Source organism: Pseudomonas sp. PDM31 (genome assembly GCF_019218965.1).
Classification (GTDB): domain Bacteria; phylum Pseudomonadota; class Gammaproteobacteria; order Pseudomonadales; family Pseudomonadaceae; genus Aquipseudomonas.
Genome location: NZ_JAHUWS010000005.1, coordinates 372,501 through 386,072, shown reverse-complemented (window position 1 = coordinate 386,072; position 13,572 = coordinate 372,501). Strand labels below are relative to the sequence as shown.

General features: G+C 57.7%; 13 protein-coding genes and 1 tRNA gene. 10 read left to right on the top strand and 4 right to left on the bottom strand.

Annotated elements, in window-relative coordinates; all coding sequences use genetic code 11:
• Positions 1 to 352: 352 nt before the first annotated feature.
• Complete coding sequence (locus KW839_RS12790) at positions 353 to 1,075, bottom strand: 1-acyl-sn-glycerol-3-phosphate acyltransferase (RefSeq protein WP_060539852.1); 723 nt, start codon at positions 1,073 to 1,075, stop codon at positions 353 to 355.
• A 434-nt stretch (positions 1,076 to 1,509) separates the two neighbouring features.
• The gene (locus KW839_RS12785; RefSeq protein ID WP_218424533.1) at positions 1,510 to 2,199 is read right to left on the bottom strand and encodes a crotonase/enoyl-CoA hydratase family protein; all 690 of its coding nucleotides are present in this window, start codon (positions 2,197 to 2,199) and stop codon (positions 1,510 to 1,512) included.
• A 308-nt stretch (positions 2,200 to 2,507) separates the two neighbouring features.
• On the opposite strand from KW839_RS12785, the gene KW839_RS12780 reads away from it, so the two are divergent.
• Together KW839_RS12780 and KW839_RS12775 are read left to right on the top strand one after the other, a co-directional pair.
• Positions 2,508 to 2,597 (top strand) — tRNA-Ser (locus tag KW839_RS12780).
• Positions 2,598 to 2,902: 305 nt separating this feature from the next.
• Entirely contained in the window at positions 2,903 to 3,352 is a 450-nt protein-coding gene (locus KW839_RS12775; protein WP_060539916.1) for a response regulator, read from the top strand.
• Here KW839_RS12775 and KW839_RS12770 read toward each other — a convergent pair.
• Both KW839_RS12770 and KW839_RS12765 read right to left on the bottom strand, forming a co-directional pair.
• Positions 3,347 to 3,895, bottom strand: coding sequence for a hypothetical protein (locus tag KW839_RS12770; protein ID WP_060539846.1), 549 nt, complete (start codon positions 3,893 to 3,895; stop codon positions 3,347 to 3,349). The two genes, KW839_RS12775 and KW839_RS12770, sit on opposite strands and share 6 nt — an antisense overlap.
• Complete coding sequence (locus tag KW839_RS12765) at positions 3,888 to 4,706, bottom strand: winged helix-turn-helix domain-containing protein (RefSeq protein ID WP_218424532.1); 819 nt, start codon at positions 4,704 to 4,706, stop codon at positions 3,888 to 3,890. Before KW839_RS12765 ends, KW839_RS12770 begins: the two co-directional genes overlap by 8 nt.
• A gap of 267 nt (positions 4,707 to 4,973) precedes the next feature.
• Here KW839_RS12765 and KW839_RS12760 point away from each other — a divergent pair, with 267 nt between their 5' ends.
• From KW839_RS12760 to KW839_RS12725, 8 genes are all read left to right on the top strand, one after another.
• Positions 4,974 to 5,159 (top strand): hypothetical protein, encoded by a 186-nt coding sequence (locus KW839_RS12760; RefSeq protein ID WP_156465465.1) that lies wholly within the window; start codon positions 4,974 to 4,976, stop codon positions 5,157 to 5,159.
• A gap of 35 nt (positions 5,160 to 5,194) precedes the next feature.
• The gene (locus tag KW839_RS12755; protein WP_256352635.1) at positions 5,195 to 6,304 is read left to right on the top strand and encodes a two-component system response regulator; all 1,110 of its coding nucleotides are present in this window, start codon (positions 5,195 to 5,197) and stop codon (positions 6,302 to 6,304) included.
• Between the two features lie 71 nt (positions 6,305 to 6,375).
• Entirely contained in the window at positions 6,376 to 9,579 is a 3,204-nt protein-coding gene (locus KW839_RS12750; RefSeq protein ID WP_218424531.1) for a response regulator, read from the top strand.
• A gap of 316 nt (positions 9,580 to 9,895) precedes the next feature.
• Positions 9,896 to 11,218 (top strand): DUF1329 domain-containing protein, encoded by a 1,323-nt coding sequence (locus tag KW839_RS12745; protein ID WP_060539842.1) that lies wholly within the window; start codon positions 9,896 to 9,898, stop codon positions 11,216 to 11,218.
• A gap of 296 nt (positions 11,219 to 11,514) precedes the next feature.
• Positions 11,515 to 11,835, top strand: a complete 321-nt coding sequence (locus tag KW839_RS12740; RefSeq protein ID WP_060539841.1) for a YbjQ family protein — start codon at positions 11,515 to 11,517, stop codon at positions 11,833 to 11,835.
• Between the two features lie 145 nt (positions 11,836 to 11,980).
• The gene (locus KW839_RS12735) at positions 11,981 to 12,169 is read left to right on the top strand and encodes a hypothetical protein (protein WP_218424530.1); all 189 of its coding nucleotides are present in this window, start codon (positions 11,981 to 11,983) and stop codon (positions 12,167 to 12,169) included.
• A gap of 405 nt (positions 12,170 to 12,574) precedes the next feature.
• Entirely contained in the window at positions 12,575 to 12,943 is a 369-nt protein-coding gene (locus tag KW839_RS12730; RefSeq protein ID WP_060539839.1) for a glycine zipper 2TM domain-containing protein, read from the top strand.
• Positions 12,944 to 13,055: 112 nt separating this feature from the next.
• Positions 13,056 to 13,535 (top strand): glycine zipper domain-containing protein, encoded by a 480-nt coding sequence (locus tag KW839_RS12725; protein ID WP_218424529.1) that lies wholly within the window; start codon positions 13,056 to 13,058, stop codon positions 13,533 to 13,535.
• Positions 13,536 to 13,572 lie beyond the last annotated feature (37 nt).

Here is a 13,572-nt window from a genome sequence, read left to right as displayed (position 1 = left end):
GTAGTCAGCTTAGCCGGGTCTGGTGTTTAAGAGTCAGTAAAATCTGTGGAGTTCGCGGGTGGTGGGGGGAATGTTGATTGTGTATATAACCGTTTCTGCGCAAACGGCTACTGGGAGTGAGCCTGCTCGCGATGGCGGTAGGTCAGGCGACATTGATGGTGGAAGTGCCGGCCTTATCGCTGGCAGGCCAGCTCCCACAGCTTTTGTGTGGCCGCTCGATCCCTGTGGGAGCGAGCTTGCTTGCGATGGCGGTGGGCTAAGCCCTTTGGTTACTTTGGGCCCGCTCTATGGGCGGAACCGCCAGTAGCCGTTATCGCAGAAATGGATTTGTACTTTGAACCAGCGGATTTCTTCAGGCGGCCTGCAACTGCCGATCCATCGATTCAATACACTCACGCATCTGCTCACGACACTGGTCAATCAGCAACGGCATGTCATCCAGGCTCAACCCGGCCGTAGGAATCGCCGGCAACGAGCGAATCAGAATTTTCCCGCTATTCCAGCGGTTCAAGCGCATGTGCTTGACGTAACTGCTCACACAAACCGGCACGATCGGCACCCCGGCGGCGATTGCCATCTGAAATGCGCCTTTCTTGAACGGCAACAACTCTTCACCCAGATTGCGCGTACCTTCCGGAAAGACCCAGATCGAGGTGTCCTTGTTCTGCAGGGTATGGGTGGTGGTCAGCATCGATTGGCGCGCCTTCTGCGCATTGCCACGGTCGATCAGCACATTGCCGGCCAGCCAGAACAATTGTCCGAAAAGAGGCACCCATTTCAGGCTCTTTTTGCCGATGCACACGGTGCGGCGCGGCACCACGTTGCCGAACACGAAAAGATCGTAGTTGGACTGATGATTGGCGATGATCACGCAGCTGTCGGGTTTGTCTATCAGGGGCCCGACCTCGGCCTTCACCCGCAGGCGCAAAATGCACATGGCCGGCCACGCGTACAGGCGCGCGCACAGTCGGCTGTTGTCCGGGTTGAACGGCCGGCACAGGCCGAGAATCACCCCGAGCACACCAGCCACGATAAAGTGCAGCCCCATCAACGACATACGCAAAACAAACAGCATTTACAGGCCCCACCGGGACAAAAGGTGGCGCAGTGTACGGATGTGCACTGTTTTCGGCAATTGCCGTTATAGAGCTGGGAGATGGCCGATGTTTGTACGCATGTTTCCGACTTGTTGGTCAGCTGCGAAGTAGAGCGGTTCCAGGCTTATAAGTAGCACCTGCAAGAAAAAAGCCCGACACGACGGTCGTAATGCTGTTCACTTAAGCTGGGGCACACACATGTGGCGAGGGGGCTTGCCCCCGTTCGGCTGCGAAGCAGTCGTAAAACCATTGCACACGGTGTATTTGGTACGCCTCGGTGGCAGGTTTTGGGGCCACTTCGCGGCCCAACGCGGCGGTCCGACAAGCCCCCTCGCCAGAAGGTGTATTGCCCCGCTTAAGTGAACAGCATTACGACACGACGGTCGGGCTTTCACTGTGTCAGCTTTACGGCTTAAACCAGGTGTTCCTGATCCAGACGGATAGCGTTATCCAGGGTTTCCAGCAAGGCTTTGCGCACTTTGAGCTTGGTATTCTTGTGCGCCGTCATGTTGATTTTTTTCAGCTGACGAGCCGCTGCCAGCGCGGCACCCTGCAACTCCTCGGCCGTGACCACGACGTCAAGGAAGCCGGCATCCACTGCGCTCTTGGGAGTGAACATTTCACCGTTGATCACCGAGCGGTGGAACGCCGCCTTGCTCAGTCGATCGCGGGCCAGCTCGATCCCTGCGTGGTGCATGGTCATGCCGATCTGCACTTCATTCAATCCGATGCTGAACGCGCCTTCGACACCAATGCGATAGTCGGCTGACAACAACAAAAAGGCGCCCTTGGCCACTGCATGCCCAGGGCATGCCACGATCACCGGGAATGGATGCGACAACAGACGACGGGCCAGCGTCGAGCCAGCGGTCACCAGGCTCACGGCTTCTTTAGGGCCGGCGGTCATCACCTTCAGGTCGTAGCCGCCGGACAGAATGCCCGGCTGCCCGGTAATGATCACTACCGCACGATCAGTCACCGCCTGATCCAGCGCAGCATTGAACGCGGCAATCACGTCCGGGGAGATGGCATTGACCTTGCCGTTGCTCAGGGTCAGGGTCGCGATACCGTCTTCGAGATGGTAGGAAATCAACTCACTCATGACGCCATTCCTTTCAATAAAGATGGGCAGACGTTACCCACCGCTGCAGGCCAGGTAAAGCGCCGTGACTGACCCGCCAGTCACCCTTTCCCCGCCTATCTGAGGTAGCCCGCCGCGCCGGCCGTGCTTTGCTCTCTATATAGAGGAGGGCGTGAAGACGGAGATTGACCGGTTTGCCATGTCCCTGATTGCCCGCAAATGGCGAATTGCGTTAAGCGCATGAAAATTCTCAAAAAAATGTTTGCCATCGGAAAAGCTTTCGACTACATTAGCGCGCCTCGACAGACAGAACTTGTTTGAAGAGATACGGTGAAGTGTCCGAGTGGCTTAAGGAGCACGCCTGGAAAGTGTGTATACAGGAAACTGTATCGAGAGTTCGAATCTCTCCTTCACCGCCAAATTCTGTACCTGAAGGCCCCATTTAATGGGGCCTTTTTGCATTCTGCGATTCCTCTTTCCCATCTATACCCCTCCTTCCTGTGATTGGCGCTACCGTCTTTCAAAAACTTCAAACGAACGACTTGAACCTGTTGGCGTCCGCCAGTTTTTCGAAAGGGCAGAAGCTTTCAGCGTTTTTCATCCCCAACCCTGAGACGATTCATGCCTTTTCACAGCGGGCTCACGGACTGCATGCGTTAATGCAATCGCCTGGCACAGGCAACAAAACAGCCAGGTGGCCAGCGACTGCAGACGGTTGGGGATGATGTCCGATTACGAAATTTTGAGTGATGCCGAGCGTGAAGCAATCAATGCCGTCATGCACGAAACAGATTTGCTCCATCAAACGGTCCTGATCGTCGAGGATGATCAGTTTACCCGCGAGATGCTGGCTGAAATTCTGCAGCTCAATGGTATTTCATGTCTGGCCGCCGCAAGTGTCGCCGAGGCTTTGAGTTGGCTTGCCACTGACAAGTCCATCGGGCTGGTTATCACTGACCTGCGGATGCATCCGCAAAGTGGCTTGACGCTGATACGCAATATTCGCGAATCAGACCGGGCGCAGATGCCCATTGTGATCATGTCCGGTGATGCGGGTGTTCGGGATGCCATCGATGCCATGCATTTGGATGTCGTCGATTTTTTACTCAAGCCGTTCGACCCGGAGCAATTGGTGCAACTGCTGCATGAGGAGCTTGGCATCCAGGCGTTATAGCGTTGAAGGGCGGGTTTCGCTGCTTTTATCTGCCACAACGTCGCGATTGCGGTTACACAGGACAATCAATTCGGTCCCGTTTTCGATCAGATAATGTGATTCGTCGAGTACCCGTAGGCGATAGCTGAGGCTGGAGCCTGGCTGAAAAATGAAGAGTCCGAGTCTGGGATATTCAAAAGGCAACTGTGTATCTGTCTGGCCTTTGCCTGCTTCCTTGACCTGAACCAGCAAGCGGTCACCCTCACGCTTTGCCGTGAATGTGCTGTAGCGCTGCATGACGTCTGTTATGCGCCCCTGGTCGGTGTCAACGCGTTCAATGGCCATGCGTAGATAGCTGAGTTTGTCTTTATTCAGATCCACACTTAAACGCGCTAGCACCAATTCCGACTGTTTTGCCCCACGCTGTGCGTACACGCTTTCTGCGGTACACATCAGATCGAGTCCGGCCGTGTGTTGACCCCAGCGCGCCCCCGCCCAGGCGCAGGCCGCACTGACCACAACAAAAGCCGCGCACCAGGCCCAACGCTTGTTCAGGCTAATCACGCAGATTTACTCCGATGCATTGGCTGTTGGTAGTTTTCATTTCACCTGCACACAGCAGGAAGTGGCGACCCAGATAATCGGGCAGCAGGTACAGATGCCTACTGTCGTTGGCCATACCCATCCAGTTGGCTACCTGTTTGCCCGTGTGCAGCACTCTCTGCAACCGTTCCGGCGGGATGGTGACGCCGCTGGGCAAGTGCACCCGGGTGTTGTCCATGGCTTGCGGGGCGGCAAAGTCGAATGGCTGGGCACGCAATGGTTGCGCATACCAGGATGCAGTCAGCTGAAATACCAGGGCCCCCCAAAGCGTGACGGCGCCCAGAATCAAGGCTATGCCGACTCTGCTTCTTCGGGGCGCCGATGGCGCTGCGGCAGGGGCATGAGTCGGGAAGGCCGCGGGTGCCATTGTTTCGGTCAAGGGCTCGTCGCCGGGCAAGGGATTGTCGCTGTCGTTCGCTGGTGGTGCCGCAGCCAGTTCGACAATCTGAACGCCCTCGGCAAGTTTGTAACCGATACGAGGATGGGTCTGGATCAGGTCAAGGCCTGGCTGGAACCTGTCGATGGCCACCCGCAGTTGCCGCACGGCCTGCGCCAGGCTGTTATCGGTCACCTCGAGTCCATATTGCCCCCAGGCACCGGCGATAAGTTCGCGTTTGCGTACTACGGACCCATTCGACCTGAGTAACTGGGCCAGGCAACGACTGGAAATCGCGTTGAGCCGATAAGGCTCAACGGAAGCGTCGTCGGCAAGAAAAAGTAGAAAGTTGTCTTCGTCGAAGACCAGTCGGCTGTCGATCAACATCCTGCTCATGCGAGCTCCGAATTGAACATGGCGAGAGCTCTTCGCGGCGGACAGTGAGTTATTTCGGGCGTGGATTTTTGGGAACTGTACACAGTGCTTGGGATATTTGTGGTCATTATTGTTCCCGTATTCTAACTGGTGAGTATAACACGAGCGAAATTTTTCAAGAGGCTGTCGCCTTTGCGAAGCTTATGAACGTGCGCAGGCGCGTCTCGGCCCAGCGCTGAGAAGCATGCGCAAAGTACTGGCTGCAAATGTTCGGGAAGCAGGCGGGGTATGGCTCTGCAGGGTGCGGATCAGAATTTTTCAGCGCTTTTCAGCGTTGCGCCGGATGCGGCTCAGTCCAATTCAGAGCAGCTTGGTACGGGGCGTGAGTTACTGACGGCAATGACAAATTCGACTTTGCGTCGCTTGTCTCTTGTTCGTGCATTTGCGGCACCAGCGTTTGCACTGGCTGTTTGAGCCGGGCATTCGTGAGCCCCCGTAAGGAAGTTCTGTTGAGTCTCCCACCCCACAAACCCACCGTGCTGGTCGTCGACGATGTGCCGGCCAACCTGCGCCTGATAAGTGAGTTGCTGCAGGAGCATTACCAGGTGCGTGTCGCTACCAGCGGTGCGCAGGCATTGCGCATTGTCGATCGAACCATACCCGATCTGATTTTGCTGGATGTGATGATGCCAGAAATGGATGGTCATGAAGTCTGTCGTCGACTCAAGGCAGATCCCAAAACGTGTGACGTGCCGGTGTTGTTTCTCAGCGCCAGGAGCCAGGACGAGGATGAATGCCTGGGGTTTGCACTGGGTGCGAGCGACTATCTGAACAAGCCGATCAGTCCGCCGATACTGCTGGCGCGGGTGCAGACGCAGATTCGCCTGAAGGTCGCGACCGATCAGTTGCGCCTGCAAAATACTTTTCTCGATCAGCAAGTGATGGCGCGTACCCGCGAGCTGCAAGCCACCCATGACGTGACCATCCTGGCGCTCGCGTCATTGGCCGAGACCCGTGACAACGAGACGGGCAACCACCTGCGGCGAACACAGCATTATGTGCGGGCGCTGGCCGAGGAACTGCGCCATCACCCGCGCTTCAGTGCGGATCTGGACGAGCAGAGCATTGAGTTGATGTTCAAATCGGCTCCCCTGCACGACATTGGCAAGGTCGGTATTTCTGACCATATCTTGCTCAAGCCGGGGCGCTTCGAGCCGGCCGAATTCGAAATCATGAAGACTCACGCGCAGTTGGGTTATCAGGCGCTGGTCCATGCCGAAGAGTTGTTGGGCGCGCAGGTTCCCTTCCTGCGCATCGCCAAGGAAATCGCCCTGTGCCACCACGAAAAATGGGATGGCAGCGGCTATCCCCGTGGCCTGGTCGGCGACGCTATTCCCGTGAGTGCCCGCCTGATGGCGCTCGCCGACGTCTACGACGCGGTTATCAGCCGGCGCGTGTACAAATCGGAAATGAGCCACCAGACCGCGGCGGCAATCATTTATGACGGGGCCGGTCGGCATTTTGATCCGGACGTGGTTGCGGCGTTCAAGGTCCTGGAAGAAAAGTTCGAACAGATTGCCCGGTGCTTCGCCGACACCGATAGCGAAGAGCCAAAGTAGGGGCCGGAGCGACTCCAGGCTTTCCCCTAAAATCACGATTGGTATGTACTGGCGTCAGGAACACAAAAAAAATGAAATCAACCAAAAGTTCGAAAGTCATCCAGTACGTACTTGTTGCAATCGCGATTACGTTCGCAGGTCTGCTCTATACCTTCATCAGCATCAAACAAGCGGCATACGATGCCCATGCAGCCAGCGAGAAGCGTTACCGGTCTTATTTACTGGCCGAAGAACTGCGCCGCAGCTCCGATGAATTGACCCGCCTGGCACGTACTTATGTGGTGACGGTGAACCCGGAGTTTGAACGCCAATACCTGAAGATCATTGATATCCGCAAAGGCGATGCGCCACGCCCCAAGGACTATCACCGCATCTACTGGGACTTTGTCGCGGCGGGCGATTGGCAGCCGCGCCCCGATGAGGCGCCGGTTGCCTTACTGACGCTGCTCAGGCGCGAAGGGTTCACCGATGAGGAGTTCGCCAAGCTCACGGACGCCCAGGCCCATTCCGATAATCTGGTGCGCCTTGAGGTTCAGGCGATGAACGCGGTCAAGGGCCGGTTTGCCAATGTCCGGGGCAGTTACACGGTGGAAGGCGAGCCTGACCTGCCGCTGGCCCGGGAACTTCTGTATAGCCCCCAGTACCATGCCTTCAAGGCACAGATCATGAAGCCGGTGGATGAGTTCTTCGGGTTGATGGACGCTCGGACTTCGCGGGAAGTGGCTCAGTCCAACAGTGCCCTTGATTTTGCGCAGAACCTGTTCGTGGCAATTTTGCTGCTACTGATTGCCGAGTTTTGCCTCCTGATCTATTTCGGGCGCAGACAGATCCTCGAATTGCTGGGGGGCGCTCCTGGCGAACTTAATCGGGTGTTGAACGAGCTGGCTACCGGCAATTTGGGCGTATCGATTGCGCAAGCGCCTGCCAACAGTGCGTTGGGTCGTGTGCGGATAATGGCCGACAAGTTGAGGGATCTGATCGATTCAACGAACAAAGCCAGTGAGCAGTTGCGGCACTTTTTCATCGAGATTCAGGAAAAAAACCGCCAGCTTGAAATCGCCGACCAACACAAAAGCGACTTCGTGGCCAATATGAGCCATGAAATCCGCACGCCAATGAACGCCATCATCGGCATGAGCTACCTGGCGCTGAAAACCGACCTGAATCCTCGTCAGCGCGACTACATCGAGAAGATCCAGCAGTCCGGCAGGCATTTGCTGGGCATCATCAACGACGTGCTCGATTTTTCCAAGATTGAAGCCGGCATGCTTAACGTCGACCAGGGCGAGTTCACTCTTGAGGAACTGCTGGACAATGTGGTGAATCTGGTCGGGACCCGCGCCGCGCAACGCAATCTGGAGTTGATCCTCGATGTAGGCCGCGATGTCCCGCCGGTGATGCTGGGCGACGCGCTGCGCATGGGGCAAATCCTGGTCAACTATGCCAGCAACGCCGTCAAGTTCACTGAGCGCGGCCAGATCACCATCGAGGTCAATCTGCAGGAGCGCGGCGAGTCCGATGCGCTGTTGTACTTTGCGGTCAAGGACACCGGCATCGGTCTGTCTGAAGAGCAGATGCAGCGTCTGTTTCAAAGCTTTCAGCAGGCAGACACCTCGACTACCCGCAAGTACGGCGGCACCGGCCTGGGCCTGGTGATTGCGAAAAAACTCGCTCAGTTGATGGGCGGTGCGGTCGGCATGGACAGCATTGTCGGTCAGGGTTCGACCTTCTGGTTCACGGCCCGTGTCGGCATTGTGGCCACCGCGCGCAGAAAGCTTCAACGCCCGGACCTGCATGGTCGCCGGGTACTGGTAGTGGACGACAATGCCAGCGCCCGACACACCCTCTCGGAAATGTTGACCGAGATGGGCTTCAGGGTGCTCAGCACGGAGTCGGGGGTGATGGCCATCGGCGCACTGCGCGACGCCAATGTTGCAGGCACGCCATTTGATGTCGTGTTGCTGGATTGGCAGATGCCAGGCATGGACGGCATCGAGACGGCGAAACTGATCAAGCGTGGGCATGCTGGCAAGGTGCCGCGCATGGCGCTGGTGACGGCTTACGGCCACGACAACTTGCTGGCAGATGCGAGCGACACCGGGCTGGAGGCCGTGTTGGTCAAGCCGGTCAGCCCCTCCACGCTGTTTGACGCCATGGGCAAACTGCTCAGCAACACGCAGGGTGAAGTCGAGTCAATGCCTGACGATGGGGCAGTGGAGGACGCCATGGCAACGATCCGTGGTGCGAGAATCCTGCTGGCCGAAGACAACGAACTGAACCAGCAGGTGGCGACAGAATTGCTGACCGACGCCGGCTTGCTGGTGGATATCGCCGACAATGGACAAATTGCTGTCGCCAGGGTGCAAACGGCTGACTACGACCTGGTGCTCATGGATATGCAGATGCCAGTACTCGACGGCGTGAGCGCGGCGCGGGCCATCAGGGATCTGCCAGGCAAGCGTGATCTGCCGATCGTGGCCATGACCGCCAACGCCATGCAGGTTGATCGGGAGCGTTGTCTGAGCGCGGGCATGGTGGATTTTGTCGCCAAGCCGATCGATCCAGAGGTGCTGTTTCGCACGCTGTTGCGCTGGATCAAACCGACCGGCGTGGCGCTTTGTGCGCTGAGAGCTGGAGCGGTCGATACGGGGTCCCTGGTTGATGTGCTGCCGGCGGCTATTCCCGGTCTCGATATCCAGGTGGGCCTGCGCACGGTGCAGGGCAAACCCGATCGCTACATCAGCCTGTTGCGCGGATTTTCCACGAGCCAGTCATCCACGATGCAGGACATACGCGACGCGCTGGCGCGAGACGATCGTTCCACCGCCGAGCGCCTGGCGCATACGCTGAAGGGCCTGGCCGGGATGATCGGCGCGTACGAGTTGCAGCGCCACGCCAACAACCTTGAACAGCAGTTGCGCCAAGATGTCGATGGCCGCCATGGCGCGGCCTCCATCGACACTCTGCAGTCGCTGCAGGGCTTGTTGGAGCGACAGATAACCAGCATTGCCCGGGCCTTGCCCGAGCCGGTGGCAACGGTATGCGGTCCGGTTGACTTGTCGCTGGGCGATACGGTGATTGCTCAATTGGATGCCTTGTTGCGTGACGACAATCCGAAAGCGGAACAACTGCTGCAGGAGCACAAAGCACTGTTGGCCACGGTTTTTCCCGAGCATTTCCGTGAGCTGAATCACGCCATCGAACAGTACGACTTTGAAAACGCGCTGCTGGTCCTGGCGCAAGCCACCACGGGCGCGAGGTCGTCCGCGGGGTAGTCGGGTGCTGTCATCAATAGCCAAGCGCCTGTCGTCGAATGAAAAGCCCTCTCGATTCGGGGGCTCTTTAATGTCAGCCATAAAAAAACATCTGGCGATTGAGCCAGTCTGGTCGCTCACAAGGCGACCTAAACCGGGCGAGCAACTGCAAGCCGGCGCAACGCGAAGAGTTTGCCAGTCCTGTTTGAATGCACTGCCAGCCTTGGAAGGCCGATATCTGAGGCAGGGTGTACAGCGAACTGCCGCTTGAGCCGACGGATGCGACTGCTGCGCCTGAGTACAAAGTGCCTGGTCCGCCAGGCCGGAGAATAACAATATGAAATTCGTGAAAAGTCTTCTGGCTGCTTCACTCCTGCTGAGTGTGGCGATTGATGCTCAGGCATTGGTATCGAGTCAGGAAGCGGCCCGGCTGGGCACCAGCCTGACTCTGGTAGGCGCTGAAAAAACCGGTAATGCCGATGGCTCAATCCCACCTTACAGCGGTGGCCTGAAAACGGCCCCGGCCGGCTTCAAGAGCGGCGACAGCATGCGCCCGGACCCCTTTGCGGACGAAAAACCGTTGCTGGTGATCAATGGCAAGAACATTGACCAGTACAAGGGCATGCTCACGGCCACCACCGTCGAGCTGGCCAGGCGCTATCCCGGCTACCGCATTGACGTGTATCCGACCCATCGCACCGCAGCGCTGCCCCAGGCGGTACAGGAAAACAGCCGCAAGAACGCCACCGGTGCCAGGTCCCTCAACGGCGGCATCGCCTTCGAAAATGTATTGCCTGGTGTGCCGTTCCCGATCCCGCAATCGGGCGCCGAGGCGATGTGGAATTTCCTGCTGCGTTACCAGGGCGTCAACATCCATTCCAAGTACGACTCCTGGAGCGTCGACACGTCGGGAGTGCCTAGTCTGGCTGTCACCGGCGAGGCGTTCGTCTCCTTTCCGATTTATGAAAATATGTCGAAGCCCATCGACAACTCCGACATCTACTACCAGTTAAAACTGTCCTATAGCGCACCTGCGCGGCGAGCTGGCGAGTCGATCATGCTCAAGAACGCCACCAACCCGCTGCAGCGCCCTGGCCGTGCCTGGCAGTACATGCCGGCCCAGCGCCGGGTCAAACAGATTTCGATCCTCGCCTACGACACGCCGAACCCCGGCACAGCCCGTGCCCTGGAACTGTACGACTGGACGCTGGTGGGCAAGCAAGAAATGATTGTGCCCTACAACACTTACAAACTGACCTACGCACGGGAAGCCAAGTCGCTGACCACTCCCAATTTCATTTCCCCGGACTTCGTACGCTGGGAAAAGCACCGGGTCTACGTCGTCGAGGGTAACCTCAAGCCCGGTGCAAAGCACATCTACCAGAAGCGCCGCTTTTACCTGGATGAAGATACCTGGGCCGCTGTGGCTTCCGATCAGTACGACACCGGTGGCCAGCTATACCGTGGCTCCTTTGCTTTCCTCAGTCAGAGCTATGACCAGCAGGTTCCGGATGCCACTCCTTTCATGACTTACGATCTGTCCCGTGGCACCTACAACATCAATGGCGTGGTAGGCCCCCATGGTGGTATCCGCTACACCGATCCGCTTTCAACGGCGCAGTGGATTCCTGAGTCCATGGCCGGTGCCGGCATTCGCTAGGCTCGGGGCGTTACGACACCGCAACCTGCAAGGCTGATAAACCGCCAGTTCGACCAGACAAAACCCCCGACTTTGCCAGGAAGTCGGGGGTTTTTCGGTTTCTACCCAGTGATATTTTCCACGCGTTGTACTGCTCTCGCGTGCGAGTCGGCCTTGCCGGGCAGAGTCGGTCTTCAGGCTGTTTGGTTACACCTGTAGACTGGCCGCCACTTTCGAACACAATCGTCTTCGTGCGATTGGCTGAGGCTGCCGGTTTTTGCTGCGCTGGCTCACTACCCGGACAACAAGGAAATCCGATGATCACAACCACGACCCATGCCGTTGAAGGCCGCTCCATCACCGCCTACCTGGACATCGTCAGCGCCGAGTCGGTGCAAGGCATCAACGTTGTCCGAGACATGTTTGCCGGGATGCGCGACATTTTTGGCGGGCGCTCCCAGACCCTGGAGCGGGCATTGCAGGAAGCGCGCATTCAGGCGACTGAAGAGATCAAGGACCGGGCGCGGGCACTGCAGGCGGATGCAGTGGTAGGGCTCGATTATGAAATCAGCATGCCCGCCGGCAAGGGGGGGATGGTGGTGGTTTTTGTAACAGGAACGGCGGTCAAATTGAGATGAGCCACGGTATCGGCCATTCGTCGGGGATCGAGGATTGTGAACTACAAGTCCAGTAGTGACCGGCTAGTCTGAAAAACTTGGTGGTCGATATTTTTCAGGCAAAGGGCTTGCCGGTGTCGATCCCGTTTTTGAGAGGGGTGAAGTGATGGCTGATCCATATATCGAAGACGATGGCGCAGAGTTTCCGATCAACAACCATGTACAGTGTGGCCAGACCCACTATGTATCCGGCTTTGGAGAGGACAAGACCGAGGTCGACAAGATCAGGAGTCGAGCCTGCCGGGTGCTCAAGGGCAAGTTTCTACCCAAGGTCGCGGCGCCGATCAGGAAGTGATTGAGCCACCAACAAACCCCGTCATTGAGCGACATTGAGCGTAGCGGGTTACACACATGTGGCGAGGGGACTTGCCCCCTCGCCACATATGTGTGTGCCCCAGCTTAAGTGAACAGCGTTACGTCATTGAGCGGGGTTTTTCATAGGTGAAGAATTATTTATCGGATGACCAGCGGTACTTTTTTTCACAAACTTTTCACAAGCCCCTAAGTAGTCTGAGCTCATCCGTTAGAAAGCAATACCTGCCCGTTCCCCAGCGGGCTTTTTTTTGCCTGTGATAAAACCTTTCCCGATAATGCTGTCCAACTGTCGCCCGGCGAAGTTGAACCGGCATGCTGGACTTTGTCTGCGCGAAAGCATTCAATCTCGCCCCCTTATGCTTAATCCTATTGTTTGAGGTTTGTCATGCGTTTAACACTGCCCGCTCTGGTTCTGGGGCTTTTGGTTGCTCAAGGTGCAATGGCCAGCGACACCACTGCTGCGCTGGGTGGCGGCCTGGGTGGCGCGTTGGGTAACGTTGTTGGCCACCAAATGGGTGGCAGCACGGGCGCAGCGATTGGTGCGGGTGTCGCGGGTGCAGCAGGCAGTGCCGTTGCCGCCAAAAAAGGCCACCGCACCAGCGCTGCCATAGGCGGCGGCGTGGGCGCGGCCGGTGGTTCGGTCATCGGCAACAGCCTCGGCGGCAAGACCGGTTCGACCATCGGCGCAGGCCTTGGTGGTGCACTGGGCGGCGGCGTGGGCAACAACATGGCCAAAGGTCACAAGCATCACTGATCCCGATGGATCCTGCGAAAGAGCCCGGTTTGATGCCGGGCTTTTTCGTTGATGAACGAAATTCAGTTTAACGGCTCAAATCTACATTCCCCGTAAGAAAGTGAGGCACACCATGAAGCCCGTACCCAACAACAATAAATGCGCAAATGGCAGTCTGAATGCACGACGCTTGACGTTGCCCGCCCTGGTTTTCGCCATGTTGGTTGCACCGGTGGCCCTGGCGTCGGGTGATACCGACGCGGCGGTAGGGGGTGGGCTTGGCGGCGTATTGGGTAACGTTGTGGGTGGACAAGTGGGCGGCAGTACCGGTGCCGCGGTCGGCGCCGGCCTTGGCGGCGCGGCAGGTAGCGCGGTCGCGGCACCCAAAGGCAGTCGCACTGAGGCGGCCGTGGGTGGTGGCCTGGGTTCGGCGGGTGGCTCGATAATCGGCAACAGTCTGGGCGGCTCGACCGGCTCGGCCATCGGTGCCGGTCTGGGTGGTGCAGCTGGTGGTGCCATCGGCAACAACCTGGGCAGCGACAACGACAACTCCCACTCCGGCGGCGGTCATAAGCACAAAAACAAAAACAAGCACCATAACAAGCATCACTGATACGACAGTAACCACGAGCCCTGTCTCTGGCGGGTGT

Coding starts and splice junctions, on each gene's coding strand:
- KW839_RS12790 (WP_060539852.1), bottom strand. CDS start 1,075: ATGCTGTTTGTTTTGCGTATGTCGTTGATGGGGCTGCACTTTATCGTG.
- KW839_RS12785 (WP_218424533.1), bottom strand. CDS start 2,199: ATGAGTGAGTTGATTTCCTACCATCTCGAAGACGGTATCGCGACCCTG.
- KW839_RS12775 (WP_060539916.1), top strand. CDS start 2,903: ATGTCCGATTACGAAATTTTGAGTGATGCCGAGCGTGAAGCAATCAAT.
- KW839_RS12765 (WP_218424532.1), bottom strand. CDS start 4,706: ATGAGCAGGATGTTGATCGACAGCCGACTGGTCTTCGACGAAGACAAC.
- KW839_RS12760 (WP_156465465.1), top strand. CDS start 4,974: ATGGCTCTGCAGGGTGCGGATCAGAATTTTTCAGCGCTTTTCAGCGTT.
- KW839_RS12750 (WP_218424531.1), top strand. CDS start 6,376: ATGAAATCAACCAAAAGTTCGAAAGTCATCCAGTACGTACTTGTTGCA.
- KW839_RS12745 (WP_060539842.1), top strand. CDS start 9,896: ATGAAATTCGTGAAAAGTCTTCTGGCTGCTTCACTCCTGCTGAGTGTG.
- KW839_RS12740 (WP_060539841.1), top strand. CDS start 11,515: ATGATCACAACCACGACCCATGCCGTTGAAGGCCGCTCCATCACCGCC.
- KW839_RS12735 (WP_218424530.1), top strand. CDS start 11,981: ATGGCTGATCCATATATCGAAGACGATGGCGCAGAGTTTCCGATCAAC.
- KW839_RS12730 (WP_060539839.1), top strand. CDS start 12,575: ATGCGTTTAACACTGCCCGCTCTGGTTCTGGGGCTTTTGGTTGCTCAA.
- KW839_RS12725 (WP_218424529.1), top strand. CDS start 13,056: ATGAAGCCCGTACCCAACAACAATAAATGCGCAAATGGCAGTCTGAAT.